At 42.9% G+C, this 18,006-nt stretch carries 11 protein-coding genes; 1 reads left to right on the forward strand and 10 read right to left on the reverse strand.

Features of this window, described 5'->3' with window-relative positions; translation table 11 throughout:
* Window positions 1-799 precede the first annotated feature (799 nt).
* From ACXAFR_RS26420 to pdxR, 10 genes are all read right to left on the reverse strand, one after another.
* Window positions 800-2,779, reverse strand: coding sequence for a tetratricopeptide repeat-containing sulfotransferase family protein (locus tag ACXAFR_RS26420; protein WP_475182944.1), 1,980 nt, complete (start codon window positions 2,777-2,779; stop codon window positions 800-802).
* Between the two features lie 60 nt (window positions 2,780-2,839).
* Window positions 2,840-5,266 carry a TonB-dependent receptor gene (locus ACXAFR_RS26425; RefSeq protein ID WP_475182945.1) on the reverse strand — a complete coding sequence of 809 codons (2,427 nt, stop codon included), beginning with the start codon at window positions 5,264-5,266 and terminating at the stop codon, window positions 2,840-2,842.
* A gap of 471 nt (window positions 5,267-5,737) precedes the next feature.
* Complete coding sequence (locus ACXAFR_RS26430) at window positions 5,738-6,343, reverse strand: helix-turn-helix domain-containing protein (protein ID WP_475182947.1); 606 nt, start codon at window positions 6,341-6,343, stop codon at window positions 5,738-5,740.
* Window positions 6,344-6,569: 226 nt separating this feature from the next.
* Complete coding sequence (gene folD / locus ACXAFR_RS26435) at window positions 6,570-7,418, reverse strand: bifunctional methylenetetrahydrofolate dehydrogenase/methenyltetrahydrofolate cyclohydrolase FolD (protein ID WP_475182949.1); 849 nt, start codon at window positions 7,416-7,418, stop codon at window positions 6,570-6,572.
* A gap of 17 nt (window positions 7,419-7,435) precedes the next feature.
* Window positions 7,436-9,892 carry a GcvT family protein gene (locus tag ACXAFR_RS26440; RefSeq protein ID WP_475182952.1) on the reverse strand — a complete coding sequence of 819 codons (2,457 nt, stop codon included), beginning with the start codon at window positions 9,890-9,892 and terminating at the stop codon, window positions 7,436-7,438.
* A 9-nt stretch (window positions 9,893-9,901) separates the two neighbouring features.
* Window positions 9,902-10,756 (reverse strand): formyltetrahydrofolate deformylase, encoded by an 855-nt coding sequence (purU, locus tag ACXAFR_RS26445; RefSeq protein ID WP_475182953.1) that lies wholly within the window; start codon window positions 10,754-10,756, stop codon window positions 9,902-9,904.
* Window positions 10,757-10,844: 88 nt separating this feature from the next.
* Window positions 10,845-11,801, reverse strand: a complete 957-nt coding sequence (locus ACXAFR_RS26450; protein ID WP_475182955.1) for an electron transfer flavoprotein subunit alpha/FixB family protein — start codon at window positions 11,799-11,801, stop codon at window positions 10,845-10,847.
* Entirely contained in the window at window positions 11,801-12,550 is a 750-nt protein-coding gene (locus ACXAFR_RS26455; RefSeq protein ID WP_475182986.1) for an electron transfer flavoprotein subunit beta/FixA family protein, read from the reverse strand. Before ACXAFR_RS26455 ends, ACXAFR_RS26450 begins: the two co-directional genes overlap by 1 nt.
* Before the next feature lie 7 nt (window positions 12,551-12,557).
* The gene (locus ACXAFR_RS26460) at window positions 12,558-14,975 is read right to left on the reverse strand and encodes an FAD-dependent oxidoreductase (RefSeq protein WP_475182957.1); all 2,418 of its coding nucleotides are present in this window, start codon (window positions 14,973-14,975) and stop codon (window positions 12,558-12,560) included.
* Window positions 14,976-15,165: 190 nt separating this feature from the next.
* Window positions 15,166-16,647 carry a MocR-like pyridoxine biosynthesis transcription factor PdxR gene (gene pdxR, locus ACXAFR_RS26465; protein WP_475182959.1) on the reverse strand — a complete coding sequence of 494 codons (1,482 nt, stop codon included), beginning with the start codon at window positions 16,645-16,647 and terminating at the stop codon, window positions 15,166-15,168.
* Between the two features lie 325 nt (window positions 16,648-16,972).
* On the opposite strand from pdxR, the gene ACXAFR_RS26470 reads away from it, so the two are divergent.
* Window positions 16,973-17,962, forward strand: a complete 990-nt coding sequence (locus ACXAFR_RS26470) for a taurine ABC transporter substrate-binding protein (RefSeq protein ID WP_475182961.1) — start codon at window positions 16,973-16,975, stop codon at window positions 17,960-17,962.
* Window positions 17,963-18,006: the final 44 nt, after the last annotated feature.

Consider the following 18,006-nt stretch of genomic DNA (forward strand, 5'->3'; position numbering starts at 1 on the left):
GCGATCTCGACGATGGCATTTAAATTAATCCAGTCAGCTCAGAAACAATAGCACCGCCTGAGGGGTTAAAACCTGTTGGCAGATGTTATTGAGGGCGTAGAATTTTAAGATAGGCTCAAGGTTGAACAGGAGGCGGCTTAATTGGCGATACACCAGATTTGACTATAACTCAAATTCTATTATTACGAGCGATTATCAGTGATAAACGGCTCAACCAAAACTACCCTTATGTCCTGAACAAGCTAAATATGACGGGTGTTAACAGAAAGTGGCGGCAATAGCCGAACTGCTATATCAGGTTGAAACCCGCAAACGGAAACAGTTGTTGGCGCCCACCTGTCTAAAGGCTAATTGTTACCCAGTCTCTTTCAAGTAATAGGCGGATTGTATCTATCGCTTGCCGACTAGGTAACTCTGCATCAGGTTGTCTATCTCACACACTTAGCTGGGTGGTAGAGCATTGGTCAACGAGAGGTTTACTACTACACTTTTCCAAACCCATGGAGAAAAAATGGAGCTCAAGCAAGCATTTCAGGTTCGGCCAACAAGCCGTATCGGGTATTAGTATTGTAGGCATTGGTGCATTTCTTGCTGTATCATAAACGAGTGCACGACCGATAAGCTCTAAATAGGCCGCCCAGCCAACTTGAATATCTATGCTTTTTGGAGAATCAAAGTTTCCTTAACTAATTGTGCTATATTTAGTAGGATATAGGTATTCTCCACTCCATCACATAACTTAATGGAAACAACACCAGCCAGATCGACAATTGGGTTAAGCTTCAGGCAAAATTTGTTTTTAGTAGATATCCCTCCCCTTACCAGTCTTCTTCACAATATCGAATAGCGGTTGTAAGTAGGGCTCAAAATTTCTCCACGACTCAAGCCCACTACTATAGATCGGCTGTCTAACCTGTTCGGAACTGGCTGTTCGAACCGCACGCTTCGTTTTATAAAACGATAAGCAGGATTCTTCAAACGGAAGCTTGCAGTAATCAAGCAAGATCCGCACTTGATTTTCAAAATCTCTGACTAAATTTTCGTACTTCATAAGTAAAATCTGATCAGGAAACACATGCTGCCAATGATCCATTAGCTTCAAATAATCATTGTAATAATGACCAATATCACTTAATGAGTAACTAAACTCCTGCCCTTCTGCAAATAGTTGTTTAAAGCCACTAAAACAGCAGGCTATCGGATCCCGTCTTGCATCAATAATCTTAGCATTTGGTAAGATCATTTTTATGAGCCCAATGTGCCGAAAATTGTTCGGCATTTTATCGATAAAAAAGGGTGCGCTTTTACGATGAACACGCGTTTCATCAAGATATCTTTTGCCCAGCGCATTTAATTCATTGCTGCTAAATTCCGCCAGTTTATCAGGGTATCCCTTCGCGCGTAATGTTTGCGCTATTGAAAGTATGTTGGGCAATTCCAGTGTGCCATCTACTTGACTATGAGAAGACAAAATTTGCTCTAACAGAGTAGAACCCGCACGCGGCAATCCGACAATAAAAATAGGATCTGGAGCTTCACATCCCCTATTCTTGTTATTGCTTAAATATTTTTCGGTGAAAAACTCGCGTTGCGAAGACAGATCTTGAGTCATTCTTTCTTGATCATAATTACTGGCGAGACGCTTTATTTGATTTCCGACTTTGTAGTGATCGAAAGCTTTTTTATAATCAAAAGCATCTTCAAAAGCCTTACCTAAAGCAAAATTGAGCCGCACTTTATGCATTGGCCCTAGATCGATATCTTTTTCATGAGCCATCATTTGTTCAATTTGATGATCATCAAAAGTGTAGGTTTTTAAGTTTGCGAGTGAATACCAAGCCTCGCTATGCCAAGGATTAGCTTCAAGTGCTGCGCAGTATGAAGCAATCGCTTGATTGGTTTTTCCCCATGTTTTTAAGGCGTGACCCCTTGAAGTTAGGGTATTTGGATCAGGGCCAACTTTTTCAAGAACTTGATCAAGCAGAGACACCGCATCTGAGTATTCCGCCATGTGCATTTTTTCTATGGCATAAACAGATTGGACTTGTGGATTTTCTGGATTTTTTTTGAACAAAGCCTCGGCAGTTGACAACGCTTTTCTATAGTGATGACGTTTCCGTAAAATGGTGATGTAGTCAATATTAAGCGCAATGTCGTTAGGCTCTAGTTCGACAGCGCTTTCCAATAAAAACTCTGCATCCTCAAACTGACCTAATGTCACACCGATATCCGCGAGTAAGCGCATTGCTTGTATATGTGTCGGATTTTTCTGCAGAAATTGTCTACATATGGATTCTGCTTTTAGTGTTTTTCCCTGTGCAAATAAATCAATCACCGCTAATACAGCTTTGGGTTGTGAGCTATAGTGAATAAACTGCTGATTGGCAAATTCCGACCGCTCACTATCCCCTAATTGTTGACTTAGATCCCTTACATGCTTCCATGACGCAATCAACGCAGCGTTAAGCTGGGTTGCCGTAATAAATGCATTAAGCGCGGATAGAATTCGTTTCTGAGCCTTATGTAAATAGCCTTGCTCTTGATAGGTTCGGCCTCGATCTCCCCCGCCTTGCGCTGCTTTTAAGGTATCAAGATGCGCTTGAGCCTGCTGGTAAGTGCCTAAATAGCGACAACAGACTGCAGCCATATAATGAAGCTGGATGTCATCGGGATGATTTTCGAGCAAGGCCTGAAGCTTACGCCGCGCTTGTTGGTATTCGCCGTTAGCTAGGTTTTGCTTAATACTTAGTAAAGTGTTATCAGAAAGTTGGGGCACCATAGCTACTTCAATTAAAAACCCAATAATAAACAGGGCCTTCTAGAGGCCCCAAAATATGTGTTAAAAATTATACGTTAAGCGCATTCCCAAAGTGCGAGGTCGACTCACAACAATACGATCACGGTCAAATGTCGCGTTGCCGGAGGTTGCTGCATGCTCGTCCGTAAGGTTATCGATATACATTTCCGCAGTCCAATCTTCGCGACTGATACCTGTTGTGAAACCAACAAGTAGCCAAGAATCTAGTTCAACACGATTGGGCACGACAATATCGGTAAACACTCCGTCTGAATAAGCCATATGAGTCATTATATGCAGCCTATTCTCACCGACATCCCATTCGTAACGCGCACTTAAATTACCTTGAAGTTCTGGTGCAAACGCAAGTGGCTCGCCTTCTTGAACAAAATCCGTGACAAAACTTTCGGTAACTTTAGTATCAAGTATCGAAAACGCGCTATTAACAGTTAGGCCATCTAGAGCCCTTGGAGCCCAAATCAACTCGCCTTCAATACCGGTGACTTCAGCATCCGCAGCATTATCGGAAAAGAAAAGGTTGGTAATAGACGTATCAAAAATACCGATTTGCAAATCGCTAATTTCGACCCTGAAGATATCACCATTAAAGCGAAGAGTATTATCGAACAAATCGAGTTTCCAGCCAAATTCAATATTCACCACATCATCGGTATCAACAGAAAATGGCACGGTGTAATTCCCGTCTAGCGAAACGGTACCACCAGGTCGATTCAACATGCCAGGGCGATAGCCTTCAGACCAAGTAACATAATACAGCTGATTATCCGAAGGGGTATACGATATACTGACTTTTCCGATAACGCCATCTGTTTCAGCGACATCGTTATCTCCACTGAATAATTCATCGAGATTCCTACCGGCGTTATTGTCTTCGATCGCGCCAAAATTACCAAAAGATCCGGCTGTACTGCCTTTTATATCAACTTCAACCTCGTAATACCTCGCTCCGGTAGTCAAACTTAGCTGATCACCTAAATCAAAAGTAAATTCACCAAATACGCCGATGTTTTTATCGGTACGAAGTATATCGTTTCTAAAAATAACTCCTTCGGCCCATTGATTGGGGTCGCTCAAAGACGCGCCTTGCGCAGAGAAGTTTGGACCAAAGCCCCGCTCACCATTGAAAGCAATTGCCAATTCGGAGCCTGGATAAGTAAACTGATTATCTTCCCGAAGTGAAAAATCACTATAAAATGCGCCGGCCGTAAGATGAACAGCATTACTATCGTCTGTAGAAATGCGTAATTCATGTGTCTGCACTTCAGTATCAACTTCGCTATCGACAAATAAATTAGGAGCTTGGCACACACCTGATGGACTAGCGTCCCCAGGATAAGAAACAGAGGCATCGCAAATATAGTAAGGAATATACTGACTGACAAACAAATAGTCTGTGTAATCAACTCGTGTATCAGCTTCGCGCTCCGTATACGCGCCGGTATACAACACTTGAAGTTGACCCAAACGACCTTCTAATGTCCAAGTAAAATTACTAAAGCTATCTACAAGTCTATCTTCTTCATAACGTTGTATTTCAAAATCATCTAATTCTGGGTCCTCATAAAAAACGCCTTCCGTCTCAAGTGTCTGCTGAGAGGCAGATGTATTAAAACTCCAATCATCGTTGATTTCCCACAAAGCACTTATTCGGCCACCGATGTATGTCGCGTCATTAAAATCTTCCTCGACAATGTTTCGGTTATCAGCGGCTATGAAGCTGACATCGCTAAGATCTGCGCCTTCTTGAAAACCTCCAGGTTGAAAACGCTGGCTTTCACTCGCGGTCCGTGTTCCGGCGACGTTGTCTATGTAACCTCCTTGGCGATCTCCGTAGGCGACCGCTCGCACGGCAACGCTATCAGATAAAGGTAAATTAACAACACCAACAACACTGTTGCTCGGCTCACCGTTTTCTGTATAAGCCACACCATACTTAACCTGACCACTTTGCTCGGTTAAATCGGGCTTGTTGGTAATTAACCGTACAGTACCTGCTTGCGAACTCGCACCAAATAGAGTTCCCTGGGGACCTTTAAGTACTTCCACACGGCTCAAATCCGCTGCGTATACATCAAGATTCTTACCTGGCTGCGAGAGAGGTTGCTCGTCGAGATATAAGGCAACATTAGGCGCTAATCCTGCAACACCAGAGGAAGTTAAATCGGGAGTAGTAGATGCGACACCGCGAATATAAATGGTACTTTGCCCTGGCCCATCACCACCTGCCGTCACGCCCGGTAATTGTATTAAGTAATCGTCAAAATTAGAAATTCCAAATTGCTCTAAACTTTCTTCACCTACCGCACTTACAGAAACTGGTATGTCCTGTGTGCTTTCAGCTCGCTTAGTCGCAGTGACAATCACCTCTTCGATTTGAGCATGACTTTGATAAGACAGAAATAACGTTGCATTAACTACAGCTATTGCCAATGGTTTTTTTTGAAACATTTTTCCCCCGAGAAAATTGTTTGAGTAGTAAATAAAATCAAAATACTTAGATTTGCGAATATTTAAACATCTCATCCGGCCAGCGAAAAATATTTAACAGCCCAAACAATTAATGAGATACCACCCCACCATTGCTTTTTGTCAAATCAATTTAAAAATAATTTAATATTTATTATTAGAAAAGTAATACACGTATTTTTTAAAACCCCAGGGAATAATATACAAAAAAACCCTGCAAAACATTAAACCAATACATACCGGTGATCGTTTTTTCAACCCAACGCGATTTCAGGTCAGTTAACAAAACCACCATCTTGTAGGCGGCTAACATTTACAACTCCAAACCCAGCATAGCGTAATTAAATATTTCCAACCTCAAACAGCCAGTCTCAATGAAAGCCATAATTTTAATTGGCTAATAAAATAATTAACGCTTTTCTTTTCGTTCTTTCAAGAATGATAGCTTTACCCCTAATACGAAGCTGAAGGCAGCACCCATACAATAATTGCGGGCTCTTTCAGCGAGGAATTTACAATGTGATACTGTTCAGCCTCGCCAATTGAAAAGCTGTCACCCGCAGTGAGCTTAAATACTGTCTCATCTATACGTAATTCAATATCGCCGCTTTGGATATATCCAGCTTCGTCCCCCCGGCGTTTCCTAGCCTCCAGGTCGGAGCCAGCCCCAGGTGAAAGAGTTGTCAGTATCATCAATACATCACTATTCAGCCAAGGGGACAATAATTCCTCTTTAATGCCAACACCTGACAAATTCAACTGGCGACGATGATCTCGACGTACAACATGATTACGCTCATCCGCATTTTGTTCACCGTCTGCGTGAAAAAACCAGGTAATTTTTACATCCAAAATATCACTAATTTTCTGCAACACAGGTATCGATACAGACGATATACCTCTTTCCAGTTGGCTAATATAACCTACAGACTTATTTGTCTTTTCAGCAAGGTATGACTGAGTTATACCCTTTGATTTCCGCAGATCTCGAATTTGCTTACCTAACTGAATATTATCTTGCTTGTTATTATTAGGAATCAATTTGGAAATGGATGGCATAGTAAACATATCTCTAATTAAATTATTTGTAACTGTTCAACGGTGTAGTAACTGGGGCAGGAATTGCGAATTATCTTGGACATTGAAGCCAACCTTGGGTATAGCTTCTAACGTGTTATACAAACACCCCAGCACTAAATGCCCCGCTATTCGACAACTCAAATTCAAAACTTACAATAATCAATCACTGCTGAATAGTTACATCATTTTTAGTGGTAATGGTATATTAAGTTTTCGCAGCTAGCTGCGCCGCTTTTAAAGTCTGAGCAATCAAGGTGTTGATTGTCATCGGTCCGACGCCACCTGGCACAGGTGTCAATGCTGCAACACGTGTTTCGAGGCCTGCTTTTTCAATATCGCCTAAGCCACCCGGATGATAGCCTGCATCCACAACAACAGCATTATCTTTAATCCATTTCGCCTTGATAAATTCTGGTTTACCCACCGCGCCTATAAGCACATCCGCTCGCGCAATATGTGCCTGCAAATCCTGAGTGCGCGAGTGGCAAATAGTCACTGTGCAATTTGCATTTAACAGCATAGCAGCCATGGGCTTTCCCAATATCGGACTACGACCGACGACCACCGCATGCTTTCCTGATAGATCTACATCGTAAGCTGTGAGCAGCTCCATAATACCTGCTGGCGTTGCCGACCCATAGGCTGACTCTCCCATCGCCATTAAGCCGAAACCCGCAGTGGTAACACCATCGACATCTTTTTCAATAGCTATATTGTCAAAACACGCACGTTCGTCGATCTGACTCGGCACCGGATGCTGCAACAAAACACCGTGCACATCAGGGTTATTATTTAGCTCTGTAATTTTATAAAGTAATTGCTCTGTAGTGGTTTGCTCGGGCATTTCAACGAGCAACGAATCCATACCGATCCTCCTGCACGCATTCCCTTTCATCTTCACATACGTTTTAGATGCGGGGTCCGAGCCTACCAAAATGGTCGCTAAAATAGGAATACGCTGATCATTTTTTCGCAAGAGTTTAGCAACGGCTTCAGCTTGCTCAAGCTCGCGATTTTCGGCGAGTGTTTTACCATCAAGAATTAGTGCGGACATGGTCTTAGCCTCTTATTCTAAACTTTAATTTTTTCCATTTTTGGGTCATAAAAAGGCTTGAGTGATGGTGTAACTTTATAGCGTACACATTCGACCTCAATTTCGAACTCTGATGCTTCTAACCATTCTTTACTCACTGCGTCACCTTTAGGGTGACTGATATAACCCATTGCGACAGTAGCACCTAAAGTGTGTGCAAACATTCCTGATGTTGTTCTTCCAGCAATTTCACCATTAACATAGATAGGCTCTTCGTGATAACACAGCGGCTCAGGGTTTTCGAAAAGAAAACTAACAAAACGTGTACTTGGTGTACCCTTTTCCTTCTGCGACAGCAACGAATCTTTACCGATAAACCCACCAGGCTTGTCAAAATCAGCGGTAAATGAAAGACCAACATCAAGAATCGAGTCCACATCGACCATATCATGTCCCCAATGACGGTAACCTTTTTCAATACGGAGGGAGTTCATTGTGTGATATCCGTATGGCTTGATGCCATAGGCTTCGCCGGCGTCAAATATTGCGTCATATACACTCGGAGCATATTCCGTCGGCATATATAGTTCCCAACCAAGTTCACCAACATAAGTGATGCGTGAGGCACGAACTAGAGCGTGATGGATAAAAATCTCTTGTGAGGTTGCAAATGGAAAAGCCGAAAGAGATAAATCGCTGTTGGTTAACTTAGCTAATGTATCTCGTGAGCGTGGGCCCATAACCGTAATTACAGCATAGGCTGACGTCATATCGGTGAACACTACAAATTCATCGTCTTGCTTATTACGCTGCATCCAATTCATATCGCGATTTTGACAAACCACGCCCGAGACAATGAGGTAACGATCTTTTGCTAAACGCGTTACCGTCACATCCGCCTCTACACCAGCCCGATCATTTAACCATTGGGTGTACACCATTTTCCCAACACTTACAGAGACATTATTACAACAAAGACGATTCAAAAAACGCTCAGCATCGGGGCCAGCCACTTCGTATTTAGAAAATGAACTTTGATCCATAACACCGACTGCATTACGTACAGCTTCATGCTCAGCCTTATTGTTGTCAAACCAATTTTGTCTGCCGTATGAATATTCGTATTCTGCTTTTTGATCAGGTCGTGCAAACCAATTCGCTCGCTCCCAACCGTTCTCTACGCCAAAAACGGCTCCCATAGCCTTTAATTTATCATGCAATACTGAACGCCTGACTCCGCGTGCCGTTTTAAATTGCTTGAATGGAAAATGTGTTTCGTAAAGAAGGCCCAATGATTCAGTTGTGCGCTCATACAGATAATCTTTTGACCCCTGGAAAGGCATGTTTCGGCGAATATCCACACTCCATAAATCATTACTGGGATAGCCATTCTTTATCCACTCAGCGAGCACTTTACCTGCCCCACCCGCCGATTGAATACCAACGGAATTAAAGCCTGCCGCAACAAAATAATTGCGTAATTCCGGTGCCTCTCCCAAATGGTATCGATCATCTGGCGTAAAGGACTCAGGGCCATTAAAAAATACTTGTAGACCTGTTTTTTCAAGCACGGGTACGCGATGCATCGCCGCTTCAAGATAGGGCTCAAGATGATCCAAGTCTTCCGGTAGCTCATCGAAACTGAAATCTTCCGGAATACCTTCCATGCCCCAGGGTTTTGCTCCGGGTTCGAACATGCCTACCAAAAGTTTTCCCGCATCTTCTTTGTAGTAACAGTAACCATCCATATCACGCAATGTGGGAATGCCACGTTGCATCTCGGGAATGTTTTCTGTGACAACATAAAAGTGCTCTGCTGCGTGTAGTGGAATATTCACGCCAGCTTTTCGACCAAAATCTCGCGCCCACATACCAGCGCAGTTCACAACATACTCAGCATCAATATCGCCACTTTGAGTAATTACACCCGAGGCATAACCATTACGCGTTTTTATATCAATGACCTTGGTGTTTTCAAAAATCTTAGCGCCGCCCATACGAGCACCTTTCGCTAAGGATGTAGTCACATCTACGGGACTAGCCATACCATCCATGGGCAAATAGATAGCTCCCAAAACATCATCAATATTTAACAGTGGCCACATTTCTTTGGCTTGATCTGGATTGATGGTCTCGCAAGCAAATCCCGCAACCTTCGCCATAGAGGCGCCACGTTTAATCTCGGAAAGTCGCTCTTTATTAGTAGCAATGGTCAAGGATCCATTACGAACAAACCCCGTTGCATGACCTGTTTCTTTCTCAAGTTGTTCGTACAAATCTGCACTATATTTGGCCAACATCGACATATTGTAACTTGCTCGCAAGGTGGGCACTAAGCCCGCTGCGTGCCAAGTAGTGCCACAAGTTAAGGTTTTACGCTCTAATAGAACAACATCTTTAATACCAATTTTAGTGAGATGGTAAGCTAGGCTACAACCTATAACTCCGCCACCTACTATCACGACTTTAGCTGAACTCGGAATGTGACCACTCATGATATAAACCTAGTTAAGAACTACTGTTTTATTACCGTGTACAAGAATTCGGTCCTCCAGATGTGCGCGCAAACCTCTGGCAAGTACAATTTTTTCAACATCTTTACCACGGCGAACTAATTCGCTTGCATTTTCTTGGTGAGTGACTCGTACGACATCCTGCTCTATGATAGGCCCCTCATCCAATTGCTCTGTCACGTAGTGGCAAGTAGCCCCGATAAGCTTAACGCCTCGGCGCGAAGCTTGATGATAGGGTTTGGCACCAATAAAAGAAGGCAGAAAACTGTGATGTATATTAATAATTTTATGCCGATACTTCTCGCATAGTGCCTGCGGGATAATTTGCATATAACGTGCAAGCACTACACAATCTGCGTTGTTTTCAGCGATTAACCGCTCAGTTTCGGCGAAACCTCTTTCTTTATTTTCTTTTTCGATTGGAACATGATGAAACGCAATACCATATAGCTCAACCAAGCCACGCAGATCTTCGTGATTGGCGATGACACAAGGAATATCACATTGCAAATCACCACTATGCCACCGATCTAGAATATCAGACAAGCAATGAGAACCTTTGCTCGCCATTATTACTAATTTTTTAAGATTGCGGCTGTCGGTTATACTCCATTCCATTTTGTAGTCTTCGGCAATGGGTACAAAACGTCTTTTTAGCTCATCAAGACCAAAAGGTAGTGAGTCGGCGCTAACAACAATACGTGAAAAAAACCAGCCACTCTCTTCATCCGAATGATGAGTGGCTCGAGAAATCCACCCGTTATTATCGGTGATTAATGCGCCAACACGAGTAACAATACCGACAGCGTCAGGGCAATTAAAAACAATATGATAGGACTGTGACAACGTATACTCCCCTTTATTTCATAACTAAAAATGAAAGCTTAATGCGTGACGTACACGCAATGCGAGAAAGCAATTACAAAGCATGCCATTAACCAAGCTCTGCACTCAACGCAGGTAAGATATCGAACAGATCGCCTACCAAGCCATAATCGGCAACGTTAAAAATCGGCGCCTCTTCATCTTTATTAATGGCGACAATAATTTTTGAATCTTTCATGCCGGCCAAATGCTGAATAGCGCCGGAAATACCTACGGCAATATACAGATCCGGTGAGATAATTTTTCCTGTTTGACCGACCTGCAATTCATTAGGGACATAACCAGCATCAACTGCAGCACGTGAAGCACCCAAAGCTGCTCCCAATTTTTCTGCCAACCCTTCCAGCAAGGAAAAATTTTCCTTTGATTTTAAACCACGACCACCCGACACCACGATTTTTGCCGTGGCAAGCTCGGGCCTATCTGACTCGCTCAACTCTTCATTAATAAACGTTGATAGACCCACATCTACAACATCAGGGATCGTTACTATATTTGCGGCGTTAGTAACCGGATCTGTACCTGCGGGGCTAAAAGCTGATGTGCGTACGGTTATAACTTTAACGGCGTCGGTAGTTTTAATAGTCGCCAACGCATTCCCGGCATAGATGGGACGAACAAAAGTATCTTGCTCAACTATGGCTACAATTTCCGAGACCTGGCCCACATCGAGTAATGCGGCAACACGAGGCATAACATTTTTTGCTACCGTAGTAGAGGAGCTTACTAGATGAGTTATTTTCTGCTTGCTCACTATATCGACAAGTAATGGCGCCAAATTCTCAGGTAGCTGATGAGCCAGCACTTCATTGTCAGCGTGAAAAACTGTATCGACGCCACTAATTATCGAGCACGCATCTACAACCGCTTGACATTGGTAACCACTGACAAGCAAATGGACTTTTTGGTTAGATTTTTCCGCGAGTCGTTGAGCTGATGTTAAGGTACTAAGCGTTACCTCACTTATTTTTTGATTGTTGTGATCAACTAGCACTAAAATCGACATTAGATTACTCCCGCTTCATTTCGTAACTTGTCCACCAACTCTTCGACGCTGTCTAAAATCCTACCACCATTGCGCTCGGGTGGGCTTTTAATTGAAAGTACTTGCTGAGCTTGCCCCAGAGTAAGTGTAAGATCAGAAAACGCAATCTGGTCAATCGGCTTGCGCTTCGCTTTCATCATATTCGGTAAAGTGACATATCGAGGCTCATTTAAACGCAAATCTGTAGTTAAAACAGCGGGTAATTTGAGCTTAATTTTTTGCAAACCGCCATCGACTTCACGAGTCACAATGACGCTATCATTGTCTACTTCAACGTCTGACACATAGGTACCTTGAGGCATACCAGTTAAAGCGGCAGTCATTTGACCAGTTTGGTTATTGTCTGAATCAATCGACTGCTTACCAAAAATAGTCAGCTCGGGTTTTTCTCGCTCAATGATAGCTTTGAGTGTTTTTGCAATTGCCAGGGGCTGCAAATCTTCATCGGTCAACACATGCACAACTCTATCAACACCAAGCGCCAATGCTGTACGCAGCTGTTCCTGACAACGCTGGGGCCCAACACATACAGCAACAACTTCAGTAGCAACACCGGATTCTTTCAAGCGTAGCGCCTCTTCCAATGCGATTTCACAAAATGGATTAATCACCATTTTTGCATTTTTAATATCAACATCTGTGCCTTCAGTATTGACTCTAACTTTGACATTGGCGTCGACGACGCGACGAATAGGTACAAGTATTTTCATCTTAATTTTACACTCGCATAAGTTTGTTTTGAGGGTCATAGATTGCATCCATATGCACATGCGCTCTGCGCAAACCCAATGAAGTTTCAACACCTAGGGGCGTATCTTGTTTTACTAATTCAGGCGGAATATATGCAAAGGCCAAACTTTTACCCACACGATGCCCAAAAGCGCCACTAGTGGTTAAGCCAACATGCGTATCCCCTGAGAAAACAGCCTCATTACCAAAACATTCGGCTGGAATATCATCGTCAAAAACTAGATAAGCTAATTTCAGCCTATCTTTTTGTGTTAACGATTTTTCTAAACTATCTCGCCCAACAAAGTCACGAGACATATCAATGAAGCGTTCTGCCCCTGCATCATAGCCATTAAATTCCTCGGTAAATTCATGACCATAAGCACGATATGCCTTTTCAAGACGCATTGAATTAAACGCATAGGTACCGAAGTTTATTAAACCTAGGGGTTTACCAACGCGCATTAATGATTCGTAAATAGAGAGCAATTGATAAGCGGGCATATGCAATTCAAAACCCAGCTCACCCGCATAGGAAACGCGCATAACCCTAACTTTAGCGCTATCGAGCATCACATCTTTCGCACTGAGCCATTTTAAGTTGTCGTTGGAAAGATCATCTTGAGTGAGCTTCTGCAAAATATTACGTGATTCAGGCCCTGTAAGAAGGACAGCCCCAAGTTCATCCGTACTATCATTGATTTCAACATCAAAACCTATAGCGTGCTGCTGCAACCAATCGTAATCTTTATACTGAGAGGCTATGCCGCTATTAAGATAATAATGGCTTTCTGACAAACGGGTTATAGACACCTCAGCCATAATCCCGCCATGAGGCCCGTGGAGTAGACTTAAACCCATCCGCCCATCTCTTGGCGGCAATTTGTTTGCAGATAATTTATTCAAGAAAACGGCTGCATCTTTACCGGTGATATCGAATTTAGATGTACCGGATAAATCAATAATGCCAGCCTTCTCCATAACCGCATTGCATTCCCTGGCCACCACCTCATGGGATTCAGCATGAGCCCAACTTAAACTTTCTTCGCGCACATCTTTGGTACGAAACCACCATGGCTTTTCGTAGCCTGTAACAACACCGTGAACCGCGCCCTGAGCACTGAGCGTGCTATATAAAACACTATGCCGAGCTGGTCTGGCGTGAGGCCTATTGTCATTGGGAGCACCTGGGGTGTACATATTTTCATAAGCTTCAATTGCCTTTATTGTGTTGTGTTGTCTATCAGCCCACGGGCCAAAACGACGACTATCTAACGAAGACATATTGATTTCACACTGACCGTAGACCATCCATTGCGCCATATATTTACCGATACCGCCTTGAGCAATCCCGATACTAGAGCCGCAAAGATTCCAAAAGTTTTTCAGTCCGGCTTGTGGCCCTACCAGAGGGTTATCATCGGGTGTATGCGCGATGGGTCCATTAATTACTCTCTGAACGCCCACTTCGCCAAAGACTGGCATTATTTCCATGCAATTTTCTAAAAAAGGCATCAACCGCTCTAAGTCTGGCGCAAATAGTTCGCGATCAAAACCCCAGTCCATACCGTCTAGCGCCCAAGGTTTAGAGCCAAAGGTTTCATAAGGACCGATTAACAAACCGTCACCTTCTTGTCTAATATAACTTTGAGTATAAGAGTCTCGACAAACCGGAAATTCTTTATCAAGTGCAGCAACTTCAGGGTGACCTTCAGTAATTAAGTACTGATGCTCTAGATTAATTATCGGTACATTAGCACCAACCATAGCGCCAACTTCAGATGCAAAGCATCCACCCGCATTTACAACATGCTCGGCAACAATAACGCCCTTATCGGTAATCACTTCCCACTCTCCGGAAGGAAGTTGATTAATATCTGTCACTCGCGTAAATCGATAGATATCAGCACCATTTTTTCTGGCAAGCTGAGCCATTGGCATCGCCACCAACGTAGGGTCAACATGTCCATCATTGGGCGTACTGACAATTACACGGGCATTGTCAAAATTCATTAACGGGTTTAGTTGCTGTGCTTCTTGCTTACTAATGAAATGATATTCACAACCAACGCTTTTAGCGCGGCTAGCCACATTTCGAAACCATTGCTCTTCCAGCTCACTAAATCCGATGCGCAGACTGCCGCAGCGATGCACCACAGATTCTTCGCCTGTTTCTTTCGGAAGAATTTCGTCGTAAAGCTTTAGGGTGTATTCATGTATCTGGGAGATAGCCATGTTGCCATTAAAATTTGGCAATAAACCCGCTGCGTGCCATGTGGAACCGCTTGTCAACTCGCCCTTTTCTACAAGAGCAATATCTGTCCAACCTTCTTTAGTTAAATGGTAGAGAAGGCTAATTCCGAGCGACCCACCACCAATGATCAAAACTCTACAGTGTGATTTCATAATTAGAACACTTAGCTGTTAAAAATGAATTTTTAAAGACTATAAATATAAATATGAAAAAAACAATTATTTTTTCATTTCTATGAGCGAAATATATGGATTTTCATTTACAAGTAAGAACTAACAAGAACAAGCGGGTAGGTATAAATAAGAACTAACAAGAACAAGCAGGTAGGAGTAAACGTAAATATTACCTTTTTAGGGCACACTCACTAAGAATGCCCCCTAATAGACGCAAGCCGGTATCAATTTTATCGGAGTTAATTGCAGAGAACCCCAAACGTAAATAACTGCCGACTTTAGGGCCGCCCATAAAAAAACTATCGCCCGACTCAATAAACATACTTTCCTCGGCCGCCAAAGCGACGAGCTCCGTACTATCAACATTCTCGGGTAGGCGCACCCAAAAACAAAAACTCCCCGGAGTGGCAGTAATATCGCATACGGACAAATGGTTTTGTAGCCCCGCACGCATTAAATGCCATCGCTCCTCATAGAGCTGTTTCATTCTGCGAACATGGCTACTAAAATAACCTTGCGACATAAACAATGCCGCAGTACGCTGATTATTTGTCGGAGGATGACGATAATTCAGACGCCTAGTCGCGCGCAACTCTCGAATTACATCCCTATTGGCGATCACATAACCGATACGAAGTCCGGGCGATATGGATTTTGATAAACTCCCAAAATAAATTACTCGCCCGGATTTATCCATGCTTTTCAGTGCAGGCAAAGGCTTAGAAAGAAAATTAATTTCGCTCTCATAGTCATCTTCAAAAATGAAAAAATCATCTTGAACTGACTGCTCAAGAAGAGCTTTACGCCGTTCCAAGGACATTGTCACGCTAGTTGGGTACTGATGGCTAGGCGTAACAAAAACGTAATCGCAGGATTTTAAACTATCGTGAATCACTACACCCTGCTCATCAAGTGGTAGCGGTACTAACCGCCCACCCGCTTGCTTCACGATATTTTTAAAATCCAGATATCCTGGGTCTTCGACCCCTACACTGACGGATTTATCAATTAACAAGTAACTGAGCATAAACAGAGCATTTTGTGTGCCAAGTGTAATAAGCACCTCGTCCGGTTCCACCGAAAATCCTCGGGCAGGCAATATAATCTGAGAGATTTGACGGATAAGCTCTTCATCATCTCCATCGATCGAATCTTCTACCCAACCCTTTACGCCGCGCTTACTTTGCACCCAACGATTGCATTCACGCCATTGCTCGATCGGAAAATCATTAGGGTTAACTTGCCCATAAACAAAAGGGTAATCGTAGCCCAGCCAGTTGGGATCTTTCGAAAGGCTGACCAAATCTGTTACATGCCGCACAATCCTGCCGCCCCAATCTGGCTCAATATCGAGAGTCACGCTCTTTTTTGATGCGCGATCTTTTAAAAAAACCTCAGATTGAAATATTTGTGGATTAACCAAAAACCCCTTGCGCGCTTGAGAAATGAGATAACCCTCATCTACGAGACTTTGGTAAACCAATGTAATCGTATTGCGTGATATACCTAAATCTGATGCCAATTTTCGACTAGAAGGCAAGAGGTTGGCACCAACCTGATTACTAAATATTATTTCTATTAGCTTTTGACGTAGCTGACATTGATAACTTAAGTCCTTTGTAAACTCAATTTCAATCAACAGATCTGACATATAAACCCTACTTTCTGAAATTTTTATATAAACTCAAAATAGATATCAAAGGCTATCACGTGGTGGAATACGCCCTCCAAACAGAGCCCCGGAACAGTTGGCTCAATTTATGCGACACCAATAGGATGATCTAAAAACAGATGATCTTCTCTGGTTCCATAATTAACAGCAACTGGATCTATTCATAGGGCATAAGTAAATTACTCTATATCTATGTTTTAAGCCATAGGACACGGAACTTACTCAATTTCATGTCTGTACATGTAGTTGCAGGTACTGGGGTTTAAATTTATAAAAGTCAGGTTAAAGATAGCGGGAACTCGATATGTTTAAAAAAATAATAGCAGGCAGCATTAAAACGCTTATTGTTACGGCATTAACATGTGGAAACATGGCGATTGCAAAAGAGAAAGACAAAGTTACCGTTGCCTACTTTCTTGAATGGCCAACTGCCAATCAAATCGCTCAACTGGAAAGAACCTACGACAAGGAGATGGGGGTTAAAGTCGACTGGCGTGCCTTTGGCAACGGCAACGAGATGGTCCAGGCCATGGTGTCTGGTGATATCGACATTGCCTATAGTATGGGCTTTGTATCTTTTGTAGTTGGCGTAACCTCCGGCGCACCGGTCAAAATGGTAGGCGTTGCAGTTACCTATTCTGAGAATGACTTGTGTTTTGTGCGAAATGATTCTGGAATTACACAAAAAAATGCGACTGAACTTGAAGGTAAAAAGATCGCAACACCTATTGGCAATGTCACCCACTATAAGCTCATTAAAACACTTGAACACTTGAATGTAGACATTAATAAAGTTTCCCTCGTTCAAATGAACTCAGCCGACGCTGCCGTTGCGCTTATTCGAAATGATGTCGCCATGAGTTGCGGCTTCGGTGGCGCTTTGGACAGAATGCGTTTGGTTGGCCGACCACTAATGACAGGAGAAGAACAGGAAGCGCTAGGCATCTATGCATTTGACGTTGTAAGCGCATCCAATCAATTCGCCAGTCAACATCCTGATTTACTTAAAAACTTCCTAAGCATCACAAATGATGCAAATATCAAATACAACGCCAGCCCAGAGTCCTATTTTAAAAATATATCTAAAGCAGCTGGTATGGATTTAGAGCCCGCAAAAAACATGCTTAAGAATTTTAATTTCCCAAGTAATGCAGAGCAAAGAAGCGAAGCCTGGCTGGGAGGCGGGTCACAAAAAGCAGCAAAAACAATCGCTGACTTTATGGCTTCCACTGGTGGAATAGAAGCTGCTTTAGATGATTATTCACCGTTTATTGACAATCAATTCCTGGACTAACAAGCCGACGATTATAGGGAGGTAATCGCTAGAGCGATTCAGGG

The sequence above is a fragment of the Pseudomaricurvus sp. ABR4_320 genome (assembly GCF_056159445.1).

Excerpts from the sequence above, each read along its gene's own strand:
- ACXAFR_RS26420 (WP_475182944.1), bottom strand. The coding sequence starts at position 2,779 with ATGGTGCCCCAACTTTCTGATAACACTTTACTAAGTATTAAGCAAAAC.
- ACXAFR_RS26425 (WP_475182945.1), bottom strand. The coding sequence starts at position 5,266 with ATGTTTCAAAAAAAACCATTGGCAATAGCTGTAGTTAATGCAACGTTA.
- ACXAFR_RS26430 (WP_475182947.1), bottom strand. The coding sequence starts at position 6,343 with ATGCCATCCATTTCCAAATTGATTCCTAATAATAACAAGCAAGATAAT.
- folD (WP_475182949.1), bottom strand. The coding sequence starts at position 7,418 with ATGTCCGCACTAATTCTTGATGGTAAAACACTCGCCGAAAATCGCGAG.
- ACXAFR_RS26440 (WP_475182952.1), bottom strand. The coding sequence starts at position 9,892 with ATGAGTGGTCACATTCCGAGTTCAGCTAAAGTCGTGATAGTAGGTGGC.
- ACXAFR_RS26450 (WP_475182955.1), bottom strand. The coding sequence starts at position 11,801 with ATGTCGATTTTAGTGCTAGTTGATCACAACAATCAAAAAATAAGTGAG.
- ACXAFR_RS26455 (WP_475182986.1), bottom strand. The coding sequence starts at position 12,550 with ATGAAAATACTTGTACCTATTCGTCGCGTCGTCGACGCCAATGTCAAA.
- ACXAFR_RS26460 (WP_475182957.1), bottom strand. The coding sequence starts at position 14,975 with ATGAAATCACACTGTAGAGTTTTGATCATTGGTGGTGGGTCGCTCGGA.
- pdxR (WP_475182959.1), bottom strand. The coding sequence starts at position 16,647 with ATGTCAGATCTGTTGATTGAAATTGAGTTTACAAAGGACTTAAGTTAT.
- ACXAFR_RS26470 (WP_475182961.1), top strand. The coding sequence starts at position 16,973 with ATGTTTAAAAAAATAATAGCAGGCAGCATTAAAACGCTTATTGTTACG.